This window comes from Polaromonas sp. P1_F9, assembly GCF_056405615.1.
In genome coordinates this window covers 26,420-44,256 of the sequence record NZ_JBFUBT010000011.1, presented here as the reverse complement: position 1 = coordinate 44,256, position 17,837 = coordinate 26,420, and the positions used below count along the sequence as shown (strand labels likewise).

19 protein-coding genes are annotated in these 17,837 nt (G+C 60.3%); 8 read left to right on the top strand and 11 right to left on the bottom strand.

Annotated features, from left to right (window positions below):
• Positions 1-5: 5 nt before the first annotated feature.
• The 8 genes from AC1DYR_RS21885 to AC1DYR_RS21850 form a co-directional block, all read right to left on the bottom strand.
• A complete protein-coding gene (locus AC1DYR_RS21885; RefSeq protein ID WP_477706929.1) occupies positions 6-1,025 on the bottom strand; it encodes an alpha/beta hydrolase family protein in 1,020 nt (339 codons plus the stop codon).
• A 31-nt stretch (positions 1,026-1,056) separates the two neighbouring features.
• A complete protein-coding gene (locus AC1DYR_RS21880; RefSeq protein WP_457281599.1) occupies positions 1,057-1,515 on the bottom strand; it encodes a DUF4260 domain-containing protein in 459 nt (152 codons plus the stop codon).
• The gene (locus tag AC1DYR_RS21875) at positions 1,508-1,966 is read right to left on the bottom strand and encodes a Spy/CpxP family protein refolding chaperone (protein ID WP_477706928.1); all 459 of its coding nucleotides are present in this window, start codon (positions 1,964-1,966) and stop codon (positions 1,508-1,510) included. The genes AC1DYR_RS21880 and AC1DYR_RS21875 overlap by 8 nt, the downstream gene beginning before the upstream one ends.
• Before the next feature lie 207 nt (positions 1,967-2,173).
• Positions 2,174-3,937, bottom strand: a complete 1,764-nt coding sequence (gene ptsP / locus AC1DYR_RS21870) for a phosphoenolpyruvate--protein phosphotransferase (RefSeq protein ID WP_477706927.1) — start codon at positions 3,935-3,937, stop codon at positions 2,174-2,176.
• Between the two features lie 212 nt (positions 3,938-4,149).
• Entirely contained in the window at positions 4,150-4,419 is a 270-nt protein-coding gene (locus AC1DYR_RS21865) for an HPr family phosphocarrier protein (RefSeq protein ID WP_477706926.1), read from the bottom strand.
• Positions 4,388-4,831 (bottom strand): PTS sugar transporter subunit IIA, encoded by a 444-nt coding sequence (locus AC1DYR_RS21860; protein WP_457281604.1) that lies wholly within the window; start codon positions 4,829-4,831, stop codon positions 4,388-4,390. Before AC1DYR_RS21860 ends, AC1DYR_RS21865 begins: the two co-directional genes overlap by 32 nt.
• A complete protein-coding gene (locus tag AC1DYR_RS21855) occupies positions 4,828-6,138 on the bottom strand; it encodes an MFS transporter (protein ID WP_477706925.1) in 1,311 nt (436 codons plus the stop codon). The genes AC1DYR_RS21860 and AC1DYR_RS21855 overlap by 4 nt, the downstream gene beginning before the upstream one ends.
• A gap of 15 nt (positions 6,139-6,153) precedes the next feature.
• Entirely contained in the window at positions 6,154-6,708 is a 555-nt protein-coding gene (locus AC1DYR_RS21850) for a hypothetical protein (protein WP_477706924.1), read from the bottom strand.
• A gap of 217 nt (positions 6,709-6,925) precedes the next feature.
• Between AC1DYR_RS21850 and AC1DYR_RS21845 the strand changes: the two genes are divergently transcribed.
• The 8 genes from AC1DYR_RS21845 (at position 6,926) to cynS (ending at position 14,035) form a co-directional block, all read left to right on the top strand.
• Positions 6,926-7,522: a hypothetical protein gene (locus AC1DYR_RS21845; protein WP_477706923.1), complete on the top strand. Its 597-nt coding sequence runs from the start codon at positions 6,926-6,928 to the stop codon at positions 7,520-7,522.
• A 12-nt stretch (positions 7,523-7,534) separates the two neighbouring features.
• Positions 7,535-8,710: a sensor histidine kinase gene (locus AC1DYR_RS21840; protein ID WP_477706922.1), complete on the top strand. Its 1,176-nt coding sequence runs from the start codon at positions 7,535-7,537 to the stop codon at positions 8,708-8,710.
• Positions 8,707-9,366, top strand: coding sequence for a response regulator transcription factor (locus AC1DYR_RS21835; protein ID WP_477706921.1), 660 nt, complete (start codon positions 8,707-8,709; stop codon positions 9,364-9,366). Before AC1DYR_RS21840 ends, AC1DYR_RS21835 begins: the two co-directional genes overlap by 4 nt.
• Before the next feature lie 152 nt (positions 9,367-9,518).
• Entirely contained in the window at positions 9,519-9,938 is a 420-nt protein-coding gene (locus AC1DYR_RS21830) for a CBS domain-containing protein (RefSeq protein ID WP_477706920.1), read from the top strand.
• Between the two features lie 305 nt (positions 9,939-10,243).
• On the top strand, positions 10,244-11,647 hold the full coding sequence (locus tag AC1DYR_RS21825) for a CmpA/NrtA family ABC transporter substrate-binding protein (protein WP_477706919.1): 1,404 nt from the start codon (positions 10,244-10,246) through the stop codon (positions 11,645-11,647).
• 184 nt (positions 11,648-11,831) lie between these two features.
• Positions 11,832-12,692 carry a nitrate ABC transporter permease gene (gene ntrB, locus AC1DYR_RS21820; protein ID WP_477706918.1) on the top strand — a complete coding sequence of 287 codons (861 nt, stop codon included), beginning with the start codon at positions 11,832-11,834 and terminating at the stop codon, positions 12,690-12,692.
• Positions 12,682-13,536 (top strand): ABC transporter ATP-binding protein, encoded by an 855-nt coding sequence (locus AC1DYR_RS21815; protein WP_477706917.1) that lies wholly within the window; start codon positions 12,682-12,684, stop codon positions 13,534-13,536. The genes ntrB and AC1DYR_RS21815 overlap by 11 nt, the downstream gene beginning before the upstream one ends.
• A 55-nt stretch (positions 13,537-13,591) precedes the next feature.
• Positions 13,592-14,035, top strand: coding sequence for a cyanase (gene cynS / locus AC1DYR_RS21810; RefSeq protein WP_411881260.1), 444 nt, complete (start codon positions 13,592-13,594; stop codon positions 14,033-14,035).
• Positions 14,036-14,226: 191 nt separating this feature from the next.
• Here the strand turns inward: cynS and AC1DYR_RS21805 are convergent, their stop codons facing one another.
• The 3 genes from AC1DYR_RS21805 to AC1DYR_RS21795 form a co-directional block, all read right to left on the bottom strand.
• Entirely contained in the window at positions 14,227-15,258 is a 1,032-nt protein-coding gene (locus tag AC1DYR_RS21805) for a restriction endonuclease (RefSeq protein ID WP_477706916.1), read from the bottom strand.
• Between the two features lie 79 nt (positions 15,259-15,337).
• On the bottom strand, positions 15,338-15,928 hold the full coding sequence (locus tag AC1DYR_RS21800; RefSeq protein WP_477706915.1) for a hypothetical protein: 591 nt from the start codon (positions 15,926-15,928) through the stop codon (positions 15,338-15,340).
• Between the two features lie 203 nt (positions 15,929-16,131).
• Positions 16,132-17,634: a hypothetical protein gene (locus tag AC1DYR_RS21795; protein WP_477706914.1), complete on the bottom strand. Its 1,503-nt coding sequence runs from the start codon at positions 17,632-17,634 to the stop codon at positions 16,132-16,134.
• Positions 17,635-17,837: the final 203 nt, after the last annotated feature.

Here is a 17,837-nt window from a genome sequence, read left to right as displayed (position 1 = left end):
ATTGGCTACATTCGCTTCAGAAAACTCGCATCGACCTGGAGTTGCTCCTGAAAAAACATCAAGGCATCGCGGTTCACATTGTCATGCACAGCAGCCCGATTGACGCCTTGTGGATCCGTACACAGAGCGGGTGCGACGCCGCGCATCTCCGACGTGCACGGCGCGAGAAACACGAAGTGGTCGGCCACGGGGATCTCCGTGTATCGGGCCAATGAGGGGAGCAGTTCCTTCACTTTGATCGCGTTCTCCTTGGCCGGGAGCACGGAATCGGCGCCGGCCGCGTACAGATTCACCGGCCTCGAGACCTGCGACAGGCTTTCGCGGTCAAAGAAGGCTCCCGGCGGGCTCATGACGAACGCGGCGCGGATGCGGTCGTCAGTCTTCGCGATCAACGGGGGCGACGACAGGGAAACCTTTCCGCCACCGGCACATAGAACACTTGCCGGCAAGGCTTTGCAATAGGCACTGAGCAGCTCGAACTTCGGTTTGGCGCCCATCAGCAAGAGGGCCGAATAGCCGCCTGCCGAAAAACCCGCAACGCCCACCCGCCGGGAATCGATCAGGTCCGCAGAGGCTGGAGCCTGCAACAGGAAATCCAGCAGTGCGGACAGTTGCAGCGCCCTTCCAATCAGCACCCGATCGGTGCCGACCCCGCTGCTGTCGCGAAAATTGTCGCCCGGATGCTCGATTGCGGCCACCACGTAGCCATGACGCGCGAGGAATGTCGCTGTATCGTGGTGACTGAACCGGCCGGCACCATTGCCATGCGAGAGCAGCACCATAGGATGGCGCGCACCTATCGGCGCCGCATCCTTCACGGCAGACACAACGACAGCCCCCATCCTGGTTGTTTCAGACGTGGGCGCTGCCGGATAGAACACCGCCGCCTGCATCGGTTGCTGCGTGACAGAATCGGGAAGCTGAATCAGACGAAAGCCGGCTCCGCCGGAAGGTTCAGTGGCGTCCACCACGCCGGCGATCGACGCCAAAGCAACGAGCATGCTGCAAGTTAGCGATTTCAACATCGGGCTCCTTTGAAGCGGAGAAAGGCGCTATTCACCACGGATCTTTGGGCCCGATGCGCCCCAGATGGGTGTGCCCGAACCCCGCACCGTACTTGAGCCCGTAACCCAGCAGGCGGTCAAAGCCGATATGCGCGCACCAGACCAACCCAGCCGCCACCAGCATGGGTGCAGCGCCCAAAACGCCAGCCGCCAGCAGGCCGACGGCGCCCAGGTAGGAATGCATGGCGTTATAGGCAGCAGCCCCCACACGCGGCCCGGCCAGGTAGGCCAGAAAAGAGAGGTCGGGCACCAGAAATAGCGCCGCAAACCAGCCCCACCCCGCGCCGAACTGGGCGTAGGCCGCCGCAGCGGCGGCCACCACCACCAGCCCTTCGGCACGCAGCAGCAGGCGTACGCCGCCGTTGGCGCTGCCCGGGGCAGCCACCTTGGCGATGCGGCGCACAGCGGTTGCCGCCGTTCGGCCTGCCGGGAAGAAAAGTGCCTCAGCCACGGTAACCCCAGCGGCGGCCGCGCTCCATGAAGTCGCGCACTTTTTGCTGTTGCTCAGGTTTGAGGTTGTCAAAGAAGTCCGCCGCTGCGGCGATCACTTCCGGGCTGCCGGACTGAATCGCGGCGGTTTTTTCCTCGATCAGCTTTTTGGCGCCGGCCTGGTCCAGCTTGTTGCCGGCAAAGAGGCCGCGAACGGCTTCCCGTGGCTCACTGCTGCCGCGCAGGGCCGCGCGCTGTGCCTGCAGCTTGTCGGCCAGCACGGCGAGTTTTTGCTTTTGCGCAGCGTCCAGGTCCAGGCGCGAGCCGATTTTTTCGACCATGCGGGCGCGCGCCTCAGGGGAGCCGGCGTCGCCGTGCCAGCCGTGGCCGCCGTGCGAGCACGCACCCAGGCTGCCGACGATGAGCGCCCCGCCGAAAAGGCCGAGCAGGATTTTTTTAATGCGATGTTTCATGAGGAGCCTCGAAGAAGAAGTGAAGGTTCCTCATGGTGCCCGCGGGAGGCTTGCGGCTGTTTGCAGCGCGGTTGCGGCGTGTTTCGCTTTGTTTCAGCCGCCCTGAATGGGCAAATGGGCGAGATTTAGCAACGTTTTCGAGATCCAGCCCAATCAGTATGTGCGCGAGCAGCTATGCTTTTAATAGCAATGACACCCTGACAGCCATCAACCTTGCAGCATCGTCGCCGGCTCTTCGCAGGCCAGAACCTGTTCAGCCCACGGCTGCAACTTGGCGGCATCGGCGCGCAGGATTTGCTGCTTGACCGCCAGGATCTGCGACGGGTGCATGGAAAAGCTGCGCAGGCCCATGCCCAGCAACAGCCGCGTCATGGTGACGTCGCCGGCCATCTCGCCGCAAACGCTGACACCCTTGCCCTGCGCGTTGCACTCGTTGATGGTGTCGGCGATCAGCCGCAACACGGCCGGGTGGCAGGGGTTGTACAGGTGGGACACCGCCTCGTCGGCGCGGTCGATGGCCAGCGTGTACTGGATCAGGTCGTTGGTACCGATGGACAGGAAGTCGAAGTACTTCAGGAACAGCTTGAGCGTCAGCGCCGCGGCCGGGATTTCGATCATCGCGCCCAGCCGCACCGGCCCGTACGGCACGCCCTTGTTGTCGAGCAATGCACGGGCGCGGTCGATCAGCGCCATGGTCTGGCGGATTTCACTGCCGTGCGCCAGCATGGGCACCAGCAGGTTGACCTTGCCATGGGCGGCCGCACGCAAAATGGCGCGCAGCTGCGTCAAAAACATCGGCGGGTCAGCCAGGCTCCAGCGAATCGCGCGCAGGCCCAGCGCCGGGTTGAGGTGGGTGTCCTGCGCCTTGTGGCGGTCCAGCTGCTTGTCGGAGCCGATGTCCACGGTGCGGATAGTGACGGGCAGGCCGTGCATGCCTTCAATCGCCTTGCGGTAGGCCTGGTATTGCTCTTCCTCGTCGGGCAGCTTGCCGCTGCGGCCCATGAAAAGGAATTCACTGCGAAACAGCCCGACGCCGACGGCGCCGGCAGCCACCGCGCCGGCCGTGTCTTCGGGCATTTCAATGTTGGCCAGCAGATCGACTTTCTGCCCGTCGATGGTCAGCGCCGCGGTGTGCTTGAGCCGGTTCAGGCGCTGGCGTTCCAGCTCGCCCTGCCGCTGCTTGAAGCCGTATTCGGCCAGGATGATGGGCGACGGGTCGACGATCAACACCCCGGCCTCACCGTCGATGATGACCCAGTCGTCCTGCTTGATCAACTGGCTGGCGCTGCGCGCCCCGACCACCGCCGGGATGTCCATGCTGCGCGCCACGATGGCGGTGTGCGAGGTCTTGCCGCCCACATCGGTGGCAAAGCCGGCAAAGAGGCTCTGCTTGAACTGCAGCATGTCAGCCGGGGAAATATCGTGCGCAATCAGCACCAGCGGCACGTCGGTGGTGTCGTCCAGCAACAGGTCTTGCTGCGACTGCTTGCGGCTGGCGCCCGCCTGGGCCCCGGGCTGCACCGGCGACGCCACGCCCTTCATGTGGCGCAGGATGCGCTCAACCACCTGCTCGAGGTCGGCCTTGCGTTCGCGCAGGTACTCGTCCTCCATGTCGTCGAACTGGCGCGCAATGATTTCGTACTGCGTGGTCAACGCCCACTCGGCGTTGTAATGGCGGTCGACGATCCAGTGCTTCACGCCGCTGATCAGCTGCTCGTCCTGCAGCAGCATCAGGTGCACGTCGAGCAGCGCAGCCAGCTCGTGCGGCGCGTCCTTGGGCAGGTCCTGCTGCAGGCGCGTGATTTCTTCCATCACCGCATTGCGCGACACCCTGACGCGCGTAATCTCGTCCGCCGTCTTGGCGTCGTCCACAAAATAGTGCGCCACGTCGGCGCGGCTGGAAGCCACTAGCACGGCACGGCCGATCGCGATGCCGCGCGAGACGGCCAGGCCGTGGACGGAAAATGTCATGCAACGACTCCCAGCACGACGGTATCGTCGAGCCAGTCCGAGACGTGGAACCGGCTTTGCCGGACCACAGGCGGGCGGCCCCCTCGGGGGGCAGAGAGCACACGAAGTGAGCGACCGTGGGGGCTGCACCTTCGGCTTTGCCGGGCCGCAGGCGGGGCGGCCCCCTCGGGGGGCAGGGAGCTACGCGAATCGAGCGACCGTGGGGGCATCATTCATTCCCCTTCGCCAAACTTGTCGGCGATCAAAGCGAGGATCGCGTCCATTGCAGCCTGCTCATCATTGCCGTTGGTCTCAACCTCGACAATGCTGCCCAACCCGGCAGCCAGCATCATCACGCCCATGATGCTTTTGGCATTGACGCGGCGCTCGCCCTTGCTCATCCAGACCTCGCAGCCATAGCTGCCGGCGAGTTTGGTGAGCTTGGCGGAGGCGCGGGCATGCAGGCCCAGCTTATTGCTGATGTTCGTGCTGGTCTTTATCATGATTTCGGCGTACCTGATTTTGCGGTGCGGTGATGGCCACCTGCATCACGCCCTGCGTGGCGCCGATCAGCGCGCGCGCTACCAGCGCATCGAGCGACTCGTGGCGGTAAGACACGGTGCGCAGCAGCATGGGCAGGTTGATGCCGGTGATGAGTTTGGAATGAACGCCGTCCACCAGCTTTTGCGCCACATTGCAGGGCGTGGCGCCGAACACGTCAACCAGCACCAGGGCATGCGAGGTACCGAGCTGCGTCAGCATGATGCGCGCCTGGGCCAGGGTTTCTTCGGGCGGCATGTTGGGCTGCACGTCCAGCGCGGAAATACCCGCTGCGTTGTCCGGAAACACATGCAACACGCATTGGCGCAGGGCAGAGGCCAAAGGAGCGTGAGCGATGATGAAAATGCCGTTCATTGCGGTGAATTATCAGCTTTCACACTGAGGAAATACCCATATGAGGCGATACAACAACACAAAAACACGGACATCGCCGCCTGAAAGCTCGCCACCCGTGCCAGGCCCATGGCGGCAAACACGTCAATCAGCAAGCCGATTCCCCACTGCACGGTGAACACGCCAGCGAAAATCATCAGGTTGTAGGCCGACAGCGCCCGGCCGGCGAGCGAGGCCTTGAACGCCATGCCCACCGCGGGCTGCGCCAGCCCCATGACGCTGCAACCCATGCAAAACAGCGCCCAGCCCAGCCATCCGGTGGAGGTGCCGGCTGCGATATTGACCGCCAGCACGGTGAGGCTGAAGGGCACGCCCCAGGTGATCAGGCGGGTAGCGCCCCAGCCATGCCGCGACAGCCAGGGGTTCACCATGCCCCAGCTCCAGAAGGTCACCAGCATGGAGGCATTGATATAGAAGAGGCCGGTGGCGGCCTCCAGCGGCGTATAGCCTGCAACCCTGATCATCCAGGGGCCGGCCCACAAAGTCTGCACGGCCACCAGCCCGCCGTAATTGAAGAAAGCCAGCGGCGTCAACTTGCGGAAGTAGCGGCTGCGCCAGATCGGCGCGTAGCCGGCTTCGGCATCGGTGCTTGAGGGCACGGTGGTCTCTGTGCTTTCGTGCTTCTTGGTCTGTTGCCACGTAGGTACAACCCAGGCGAGCGCGGCCATCGACAGCAAGATCATCGCGGCCAGTATCCAGAAGAGGGGCCGCCATCCCGTCAACGGCATCAGCCACTGCACCGGCAGGGTAGACGCCAGCATGCCGAGCGAGCCGGTCATCAGCATCCACGAATTGGCACGCAGCACCGTGGCCGGCTCATACCAGCGGCGGTAACCCGTGAGCGGCGCCATCAGGCAGGCGCTGACGCCCATGCCGACCAGCACGCGCGACGCCAGCAGCCAGGCAAAGCTGGTGCTTAACGAAAAAGCCAGGCAGCCCAGCACCGACAGCGCCAGAAAGCACAGGATCACGCGCTTGGGGCCATGGCGGTCCAGCCAGGTGCCCAGCGGCAGCTGCGTGGCGGCAAAGCCCAGGAAATAACCGCCTGCCAGCAGGCCGAGGTCGCGCGCATGCAGCGAAAACTCCTGCGTGAGCACAGGCGCCAGCGTGGCGGTGATGGCCCGTACCAGCGCCGAGCAGAAATACGCGGCGGCAAACGCCAGGAAAACAATGGCGCCGGTTTTCGCATCCAGCCGGCCCGGATGGGAACCGGCAGCCGGCGCAGCGGTATTCGGGGAGGTCGACAAGGAAGCTTCTGCGCTGGTCATGAAAGGCAAGCCACTTTATTCAAACTTGAGGCTGGAGAAAAATGTCTCGGCCACCTCGGGCGCGATGCGCGGGGCATACATCACCACCTGGAACACCTGCGGGCCTTGCACAAAGTAGGCGGCCTGCCCGCTCACCGGTTTGCCGTCGGGGCCCCGCCCCTCGGCCTTGACCAGCGAGGCCGGCAGCAAGGCGGCAGCGCCGGGTAACTTGAGCGGCGACACCTGCGCAGGCCCGGCTTTCATGTTGGCCAGCGTCAGGCTTTGCCACTGTGCGAGCACGGGCGCCGCTTTTGACGCGTCACCGAGGTCGGCCACCGCCACAGCAAAAGTGGCGCCGCCGGCATCACAACCCAGCATGCGCAAGGTAGTTGCCGGGCCACCCAGAGGAACCACCTTTTCGGCTTTGTCAGGCTTGCAGGGCAAAAGCAGCGCCAGGCGCGTGCCCTCGGGCCGCACTTCGCGCCAGTTCAGCGTGGGGCTGCAGGCCACGAGCAAGATCATCACTGACAGGGCAAAGGCGGCGACCGGCCGCGGCGAGAGGTGCGCGGCGCCTCCAGAAATCGTAAGCATGCCTTGGACTTTACAGGGAATCAAAAAAAGCAGCCCGTTTTGGGGCGAACCTGGGGCAAGCCGCTCCGTCCAGCCCACTTCAGTACCGATTTTGGGTTGATACAGTCCCGGCCACGCACCAAGCTGGGCACGATGTTTGCTCATGCCCGCATGTGCAGTATGGAAAGAACTCAGGCTTTGCCATGCCATGATGCGGTCCAACAATCACAACCGTTCAATGATGATGGATTTCAAAACACGATTACTGGCTGCGCTGCTGCTATGTGCTGCAAGCCCTGTCTGGGCTTTGGAGCTGCAGAATCAAAACTTTAGCGACGACGAAATTTTCTCGGCTGTCGTTAACCGGTTTAAAAAACCGCTTCAACACCGGTTCAACCCTGCCTCTACGGACGAGCGAAAACCTTTGCTGGTGCTGGGCCCGGCGCTGAAGTTCGGCAAAAAAATGCAGTCCCAATCGTTTATCCACCTGACGCAGCAAGAGCTGGTGGAGCAGCAACAGGCGGTTTTTATATTGGTAGAGAAGGCGCGCCCGAATCCTGAGCGGACCGAACTCTATGTGGACTACGACATACCGAGCAATGCGTCTTTCGGCGTGCTGAAGGTTTATCCCAAAGATGGTGTGCTGGTCGTTGAAAGCCTTGACAGCTTTCGATCATCTTCGGGCGCCAGAGCCACTTACGGCAAGCTCTACAAGGGGGTGGCTTGCCAGGACAACACCGAAATGGCTTACCGCTGGAACTACTACGAGCGCAACGCCTCAGGAGGGCGTTGCCCTGACAAGATGTTTACCGAATTTACGGACTACGGCGGTTAACCGAACTACGCCATGCCCGCACCCGCCCACCTTCCCGGCGCCAACCAGCCCGTCTGGCGCGACAAGCTGTCGCAGCTGCTCGAGTCCACCGGTGAAGGCATTTTCGGCATCGACATGGACGGCTGCTGCACTTTCATCAACCGTGCCGGCGCCGAACAGCTGGGCTATGCCCCCGCCGACGTGCTGGGCCACAACATGCACGAGCTGGCGCATCATTCCCATGCCGGCGGCGCGCACTACCCCGAGCACCTGTGTCCCATCTTCAACGCCTTTCGCAAGGCGCTGCCCTGCCGCATCGACACCGAACTCTTCTGGCGCAAGGACGGCAGCGCGTTTGCGGTCGAATACTCATCGCATCCCATCGTCGAAGGCGGCGTGGTGCAGGGCGCGGTGGTCACCTTTGTCGACATCTCGGCGCGCCGCCAGGCCGAAGACGCGCTGCGCCAGGCGCATGCGGTGCTGGAGCAGCGCGTGAGCGAACGCACCCAGGCCTTGTCTGAAGCGCTGCAACACCTGCGCGAGCTCACCGCCTACACCCACACTGTGCGCGAGGAAGAACGCACGCGCATCGCGCGCGAGGTACATGACGAGCTGGGCAGCCTGCTGGTGGCGCTGAAGATGGATGTGGGCTGGCTCGACAAACGCCTGGGCGAACAGCAACAACGCGAACCCGGCGACGCGCAGGCCATGCGCGACACCATGCGCAGCAAATGCCAGAACATGGGCCGGCTGATTGAAAACGCGGTCGACAACGTGGGCCGCATCATCACCGACCTGCGGCCCAGCATCCTGGACCACCAGGGCCTGTGGGCGGCGCTGGACTGGCAGGCGCATGAGTTCGTGCAGTCGGCCGAACTGGCGCTGGACTGGCAGATGGACGTAGCCGACGCCGCGCCGCTGCCCGAGCCCTCGGCGATTGCCGTCTTTCGCATCTTCCAGGAAATGCTCAGCAACGTGGGCCGGCATGCAGCCGCCAGCCGCGTGGCCATCACCATACGGGCCACCGCCAAAGACATCAGCATCGCCGTGCAGGACAACGGCCGCGGCGCCGAAGCCGCCGCCTTTGAAGCGGCCAATGCTTATGGCGTGATGGGCATGCGGGAGCGCGCGCGGCATCTGGGCGGCAGCCTGGAGATCACCAGCCAGGTCGGCCACGGCTCTGTCTTTCACCTTCGGATCCAGTTATGAGTACCCTCAAAATCCTGATCGGCGACGACCACCGCATCGTGCGCGAGGGCCTGAAGCAGGTGCTGGCCGACGCACCCGAGATCGAAGTGGTGGCCGAAGCGGAAACCGGCCCCGACATCCTGCAGCGGGTCGACGCTTTGGGCGGCGACAAAGGCCTGAGCGCCGTGCTGCTGGACATTGCCTTGCCCGAGCGCGACGGCCTGGATGTGTTGCAGGCGCTCAAAAAAAAATGGCCTCGCCTGCCGGTGCTGATGCTCAGCACCTACCCTGAGAAGCAGTACGCCGTGCGCTGCATCAAGCTGGGTGCGGCCGGTTACCTCAACAAAAGCGCGAATCCCGACGACATGATTGCCGCGGTGCGCAAGGTGGCAGCGGGTGGCATGTACGTTTCAGCCGCCACGGCCGAAGCGCTGGCCACCGCAGTCGGTGGCAACGGCGGGCGCAGCGGCGCTGAAGCCCTGTCGCACCGTGAACACCAGGTGTTCCGCCTGCTCACGGCCGGCAAGTCCGTCGGCGAGATCGGCACGCAACTGGGCCTGGCGTCCAACACCGTGAGCACCTACCGCTTGCGCATCCTGGAAAAAACCGGCGCCAAAAACGACGTGGAACTGGCGCTGTATGCCGAGCGCCATGGCAGGGCGCCTGCCGATAGCTGACCGCAACACGTCAAACGGCCTTGTCCTACGGCCGCTCGGGTGCCCATGACCGGCAAAAACACGCACGCGCAGGGCATGCTGGCTGCAGACGGCGATGTCGTTCCGATACCGCCCAGCCCAGACCCAAGCCCACCCATCCAAGGAGTATTTTTATGACGACCGTCACCGACGTGATGACCCGCAACGTGCGAACCATGGCCCCCGGCAATACCGTGGCCGACGCGGCGAAAGCCATGCGCGAGCTCGACGTGGGCGTGATCCCTGTGTGCGAGGGCGACAAGCTGCTCGGCATGGTGACCGACCGCGACATCGTGCTGCGCGCCGTCGCGGAGGGCCTGAACGGCGGCACGCCGCTGTCTGCCGTGATGAGCACCGACATACATACCGCACGTGAAACTGACGACCTCGACACGGTCCTTGCAGACATGGCGTCCCGCCAGATTCGCCGTCTCCCGGTGCTGGACGGCTCGAAACGCCTGGCCGGCATCATTTCCATCGGCGATATCGCGGTCAAGGGCCAGGAAGAAGAGGATGTGGGCCAGTCACTGGCCGACATCTCGTCTCCGGCCTGACCGCACCGGGTAAGCCCCGCGCCCTGCGCGAATTTGGTGCGTGACAAAACCTGTGCGCCACCCTGAGCCCGGCGCAACGCTGCTGAAGGTGAAAGAAACCAGCTGACGTATCGGCCTGCGCGCTGCCATAACCAGCATGGCGGCACCGTTGTTGCTGTTTGCGGGCCGGTTTTTGTAGTGGACGCCCTACACCCTGTCATGGCATCCACAGCGAAATGCGGCACCTGCCGCGCTTTCGCCCCAATCGGCCAAAATTGGCCCGCCGCTTGCAAGTCAGGCGCATCTTCAACTGAAAGGTGCGCGCCATGTCTGACCGTTTCTCCCCTTACGACGCCGACCGGCCCCTGATGCTCAAGTGCAGTTGCGGCGGCAACCACGCCCAGGCCGACCACCACCCGGAGATGAATGCCGACGGCGCCGCCGCCGAATTGCGCCGGCGCAGCCTGACCAGCGAGTTCGAAGCCTACTCCAACGAATTCATTGAAGCCACGCTGGTCAAGGCCCTGTTCCCGCAGGACGAAGTGCGCCGCCGCTTCCTGCGTGCCGTCGGCAAAGGCACGGCCATGGCCGCTATCGCCAGCGTGCTGCCCGTCGGCACCATGCAGGCCATGGCGCAGGACAAAGGCAAGCTGGAAAAAACCAACCTGAAGATCGGCTTCATCCCCATCACCTGCGCCACGCCGCTGATCATGGCGCACCCGCTGGGCTTCTACAGCAAGGAAGGCCTGAATGTTGAAGTCGTCAAGACCGCCGGCTGGGCGCTGATACGCGACAAGATGATCAACAAGGAATACGACGCGACACACTTCCTCAGCCCCATGCCGCTGGCCATCTCGATGGGCGTGGGATCCAACCCGGTGCCCATGAATGTGGCCACCATCCAGAACACCAACGGCCAGGCGATCACGCTGGCCAACAAGCACCAGGACAAACGCGACCCGAAGATGTGGAAGGGCTTCAAGTTCGCCGTGCCCTTTGAGTTCAGCATGCACAACTTTTTGCTGCGCTACTACGTGGCTGAAGCCGGGCTGAACCCCGACACCGATATCCAGATCCGCGTGGTGCCGCCGCCCGAGATGGTGGCCAACCTGCGCGCCGGCAACATCGACGGCTACCTCGGCCCCGACCCTTTCAACCAGCGCGCGGTGTATGAGGAAATCGGCTTTCTGCACCTGCTGACCAAGGACTTGTGGAACGGCCACCCCTGCTGCGCGTTTGGCACATCCACAGAGTTCATCCAGAAGAACCCGAACACCTTTGCCGCGCTGTACCGCTCGGTGCTCACCGCGGCCGCCATGGCGCGCGACCCGAAAAACCGCGAGCTGATCGCCAAGGTGATTGCACCGCAGGCCTACCTGAACCAGCCCGAAACCGTGCTGGCGCAGGTGCTGACCGGCCGTTTTGCCGACGGTCTGGGCAATATCAAGACCGTGCCAGACCGCGCCGACTTTGACCCTATCCCGTGGCAGTCGATGGCGGTGTGGATGCTGACGCAGATGAAGCGCTGGGGCTATGTAAAGGGCGACATCAACTACAAGCAGATCGCCGAAAAGGTCTTCCTGTTGACCGACGCGAAAAAACACATGGCCGACCTGGGCCAGAAGGCACCGGAGGGCGCGTACCCCAAGTTCACGGTGATGGGCAAGGTGTTTGACGCGGCCAAGCCAGACGAATACCTGAAGAGCTTCGCCATCAACAAGATGGGCTGAACATGAGGCCCCCACGGTCACTCACTGCGAGCCTGCGGCAGCTCCCTGCCCCTTGCACAGGAAAAGGGGCCGCTGCGCCTGCGGTCTGGCAAAGCCAGTCCCGCGGCCCCGGCTTGAAAACTACGTGGCCCCTTCGCCGGGCCTCCCTATCGTTCATCCCGAGCCCTTCGAGGGAATCCGACGCATGCTCAAGTCACTGAACTTCAAGGCGACGCTGGTCTCGGTCTTGCTGCTGCTGGTGTTTCTGGCGGCGTGGCAGCTGGCCACGCTGCCTGTCACCGGCGGCGCAGCCGGGCCGGCTGTTTCAGCGGAGCAGGCCGAGTACCTGAAGATGCTGGGCAAAGACCCGGGCACGGCCAAGGCCGGCGGCTTTCCCACACCGCTGCAAATGGGCCAAACCGCTTGGCGGCACCTGGCCGACCCGTTTTATGACAACGGCCCCAACGACAAGGGCATTGCCATCCAGCTCGGCTTTTCTCTGGCACGCGTAGGCCTGGGCTTCTTGCTGGCGTGCACAGTCGCCGTGCCGCTGGGGTTTGTGATCGGCATGTCGCCACTTCTGCGCCGGGCATTTGACCCTTTCATCCAGGTGCTTAAACCCATCTCGCCGCTGGCGTGGATGCCGCTGGCGCTCTACACCATCAAGGACTCATCGATCTCGGGCATCTTTGTGATCTTTATCTGCTCGGTCTGGCCCATGCTGATCAACACGGCTTTCGGCGTGGCTTCAGTCAAACGTGAATGGCTCAACGTGGCCAGCACGCTCGAAGTCGGCCCCCTGCGCAAGGCCTTCCAGGTGATCCTGCCGGCGGCGGCGCCCACCATCCTGACCGGCATGCGCATCTCCATGGGCATTGCCTGGCTGGTGATTGTGGCAGCCGAGATGCTGGTGGGCGGCACCGGCATTGGCTACTTCGTCTGGAACGAGTGGAACAACCTCTCACTCACCAACGTGATCTTCGCCATCCTGGTCATCGGCATCGTCGGCATGCTGCTGGACCTGGCCTTTGCTCAACTACAGAAGGTCGTCACTTATGTGGAGTGAGCCCACCACGCGCGCCACCGTCGCCACACCACCGAAAGAACACAGCATGCAGCAGGGATTTCTCAAGATCGAAGGGCTTAGCAAAAGCTTTACGTCGGGCCGGCCGGTGTTTGCCGATGTGTCTTTCACCATCAGCAAGGGCGAGTTTGTCTGCATCATCGGCCACTCAGGCTGCGGCAAGACCACCATCCTCAATGTGCTGGCCGGACTCGACACCGCCACCGCCGGCCACATCTTTATGGAAAACCGCGAGATCGGCGGCCCCAGCCTGGAGCGCGGCGTGGTGTTCCAGAGCCATGCACTCATGCCCTGGCTCACCGTGCGCAAGAACATCGCGTTTGCGGTGGTCTCGCGCTGGCCCGACTGGACGGCCGCGCAAGTCAACGCACACGTGGAAAAGTTTGTCGCCATGGTCGGCCTCTTGCCCGCCATCGACAAAAAGCCGTCACAACTCTCAGGCGGCATGAAGCAACGCGTAGGCATCGCCCGCGCCTTCGCCATCCAGCCCAAGATGCTTCTGCTCGACGAACCCTTCGGCGCACTCGATGCACTCACACGCGGCACCATCCAGGACGAACTCATGGCCATCGTGCGCGAGACGCAGCAAACCGTTTTCATGATCACCCACGACGTGGACGAAGCGATATTGCTGGCCGACCGCATCCTCTTGATGAGCAACGGCACCGACAACGAAGGCATCTACGCACCAGGCCGCATCGCCGAAGAAGTCGTCAACCCGCTGCCCAGGGAACGCACCCGCGCCGGCCTGCACCATCTGCCCGGCTACTACGACCTGCGCAACCACATCGTCGACTTTTTGGTCACGCGCGCCAAAGCGCATTGACCGCCCCCGTTTCCACTTTCACCCAAACCACTTCAAACACAGGAGCAAAGAAACCATGAACCGCAACGACATCACCGAAAAAATCATCACCGTCAAAGTCAGCAAAGGCATCACCTGGGAATCCGTCGCCAAAAAAGTCGGCCTCAGCAAAGAGTGGACGACGGCCGGTTGCCTGGGCCAGATGACCTTTGACGCCAAACAAGCCAAAGTGATAGGCAAGATTTTTGGTTTGACGACAGAAGAGCAAAAGTGGCTGCAAGTCGTACCCTACAAAGGCTCACTCCCCACCCCCGTACCCACCGACCCCCTGATCTACCGCTGGTACGAAATCGTCAGCGTCTACGGCACCACCATCAAGGAACTCATCCACGAAGAATTCGGCGACGGCATCATGAGTGCCATCGACTTCAGCATGGACATCGTGCGCCAACCCGATCCAAAAGGCGATCGGGTGAATGTGGTGTTGTCGGGGAAGTTCTTGCCGTACAAAACTTATTGAGCGGTTTCTAAAATTCGGCCCTTTTTGACTAGCGCTCAAAAGGGCGCGCAGCTGCACCGCAACGGCAACATCAAACTTGGGGCCGTTGCTGTCCCTCCTTTAAGAACCTATTCCTCTGACACCTGAAGGCGGCCTACAGCACTTCGTCGGGTGCGTTACCCAAAGTAGCTTATGACGGAAGCCGCAACCTCTCAACGCGGCAGGGAAAGCAGAAATTCATCTGCCAACTCAAAAAGGCAATCCGTAGGATCCTCTCCGCGCTCCTTCATATGTAGCATTTCACAAACTTTGTCGTCGTTCACTATCAGCATCAACTTTCCGTGCTCTCGCATTGCGCCTTGTGTCATCAAAATAGCGTTAGCTTCGGCACCAACACGGGTAAAAATGACGGCCACCCGACGTAACCCTCTTTCGAGCAAGTACTTTTCCGTCGTTAATACCTGGCCCTGTTTTATTTGCTTCGAGTAGTTTTTGAATTCAAACAGGATGTATCGACTGTCCAAATGATCGATTAGAAATCTCCAAAAATCTGTACTGGGGCGTACCCGGCACACGTAATCAAATCGATTGAGTCCATCGTCCGTTCTTTGTTGCTTGTGCCAACCCAATAGATCGTTTGGAAAGAGATATCGCAAGATCTGGTCGCACAACCGCTCGTAAGCTGACCAAGTCTTCTTCCCTTTAAGTAACCGTCTTAACTTGTCACACAGCTCAGTGCCGCGTGTGTCCACCGGAGGAACGTCATTACTTATACGGCTCGAGTCCCTTAAATTTGGAGCTTTTCCTTCCGCAGGTAGAGGCTCCGACGGCGTCATCTCCAAAAGCGCAGTAATTTCATCAACAAAGGATGGATTAGCCGTGGCCCATATCAACAGATCGGCACGATCCACAACGGTCAGGCTGTATTTCTGCTCTAGTGCTAGCCGTAAGCTCGAAGGAATGATGCTAGAAACAACCAACATGCCCTTCCAAGTTTGAGCTATCTGTGCGCGATGCACCAAGCGAGCGGCCGCACTCTCCACCAAGCTCACCTGCGCCCGGGCAGTACGATAGAACTTAACTTCGATTGCCCAGTTCTCGTTTGCGAGTTCACCAGTAAAGTCAAATCCCCCAATCCCTCGGGGATCATCGAATTTCGTCAAGGTAAATCCGTTGGCTTCAAGCACTTGCTTTACCAAAGTTTCGAATTGCCGCGCAGGCGACGGAAGAGATGGGTTTTGCATCACTAATACTCGGCTGGAACGAGCCAGGAGGATGGTTGAAGGCTGTCGCAGCCAATCCGCTCACTAAAATTCTTCACTGTCATTTGAGCTTTCTTATTAGAGAAGCGATCTGTTTATTTAGTTTTTCTATTTGCTCTGCCACAGGATGGATCGGGGGCGACGAATGTAAATATGGCCGCATATCTACAGATGTATTCTCAACAACACGGTGGCTTTCGAATTCGTACTCTGCGGCGATCGTAAATTGCAATGGGCAGAGCTCGGGATTTCCAAAGATCGTATGTCCAGCTCCTAGATCAAATGTGATTTCTGCTTTTGGAGGCAGAGATTCAATCTGTTGACAGAATGCCTTGTAGTTCCGGATATTTCGATCCTTACCCTGCTGAGCATTGAAGAAAAAGTCGCGGTCCAGCGTGAGCTTTAGCTTGTTTGCAGCGCTTGAACCAGAATTCCAAATTTTGAGTGTCATAAACGGACTACCAACCCGAACCAGAGGGGAAACTTGAACGTACGGCCGCGTAATTGCGAGAATTTGCTCTTTCATAACATCCACTGTTTGTCGATTTGCTTGAAGTATCTTGAACGTGGCCACAACTACAGCAAACGACATCAGCGTAGACACGCCAGAGGCTATCGCAATAACAAGGTTGATCTGATCAGCGGTTTGCATAGCGTCCTTGGTGGTTTTTAAAGTATGTATGTCGTAAAACTACAGTTTGATTTTCGGGGTTCGACTTAGTTTCATCGCACTGCTTCCTCAACGATGGTCTGTGCTGGTTAGGCGGGGCAGACTGACGGACGGGGCTGACGGTAGTGCGCTTGTCTCGCTCGCGCTATTGGAAGAACGAGAACATAGGGAACACTCCAAAAACATTAAAGGACCGCTCGATCCTGTTCGATCTGCCAACCGTATATCACCATGGCCTCGACGACGTGAATCGTTTCCTTCGGCTTCACCTCTCGACCGACTTGCTGTTCAACGCTGTACCTCAAAGGCGGGCTCTCCTCAAATAGAGACAAGAGATCTGAGCCCTTAATCACTCGCATGTTTGTGATCTTGACGAGTACCCGTTGTCCCTCATGGTCCTTAGTGCCTTCGACCCCAATCACATCAGTGGGTCTTAGGTAGGTGTACTTCTGTCCGACATCGTAGAGGGTGATTTCTCCCGAGCTGACTCTCAGGCCGGCTCGAGTCTGCTCGTCCACCACTAAAAATCGGTCTTCGTAGATCTTTCCAAACGTTTGCGCTGAGAACTCACTCGGAAACACGGAAATCCGAGAAAGTCCATCGACGTCTTCGTGGTGATGCTCGTTAAGCTCCAAATACTCAAACACTCCCGAGATCGGGCCGCGTTCGGCATGGAAGTCAACGTAGACGTGTGGGTACTTGTACGCACTGTCTCCCTTATCGTCAACCAGCGCAATAGAATCAAATTTAACTAGGCCATGAGTAATAAACATCGCTCTATTGCGCTTAGGCAATAACTCCCAAAATCCCTTCACTGCAAGTCTGGCAGCGTCGTCATTTTTTTCCCCTTGCAAGCGAGCGGTTACGTGTCGTGCGATGTTGACGACCTTCGTGAAGTCCCACGTTCTCTGCAGTCGGTCATAGTATGCGTACTCCTTGCGCAACGAAACGACTAGCCCCAGTGGATGAAAATGCTCTACCGTGTAGTCTCGCCAGCGTGGTCGGCTCTGGAAGTCTGGATAGCGATCCTCGAATGGGTATTCCAAGTCGGCCAGATCCCTCAGTAAAACAGTCTGGTGTTTGGGCTCCTCGCCGAGTGCGCGCATCAGCTTGTTTTTGATGCCGACCGAGGCGCGGATATCAGTAGTTCTTGAACGTCGCCGGGTAGTCAACGAGATGCCGAAAAAGGCGAATAGAAGCCGGTCATTCTTGGACTGAAAGAGCATGTCTTCGAGTTCCCCTGCGCCCCAGATGAAGAACTCCATGACACCTCGGCCTCTAAGCTCCTCACGAAATTTGTCGTGTGCCGCCTTCGAAAAGTGCACAGGCGCGGCAAGGATATAGCCATACGGCGGCTCCTCTTTGCGCACGCAGTCATCAATGATTTTTGCTACTTTACGTGGTCCAACCTCGCGCTCGCGCTTGCATTGAATCATCCACAAATTCCCCTCCATCGGATGTGGGGCGTCTTCCCCCTCTTCATCCTCAAGATCACGATTCAATAGCTCGACATTTTCGTAAGCCCGGATATCAAAACCATCATCCGATCCCCCACGCCCGGTAGATTCAATCGACTTCCATTGGCGAAAGTCATAAGCAAGCTGCCGCACCAAGTCTTCAAACCGATGCGGCTCAAGATCTTCGAAGTGAATCGGCGCTAGCGTCTTCGTGACGTGTGGTTTGGTCATTCGCGCAAACTTTCGTCTAGTTAGCAGTGAGCGGATTCTAGGCTTGCAGCACATTCTGCCCATCCCCCAATCGAAGGAACTGACACGCAATTCTTTGCCGTACAAAAACTCAGTCAGGTTGCAATACTCCACTGCCCGACGGCTCTCATTCCAACCGCCTCCCAAGGGAAGAAGGAGCAACGACCAGAGGTCCGAGCTCGCTC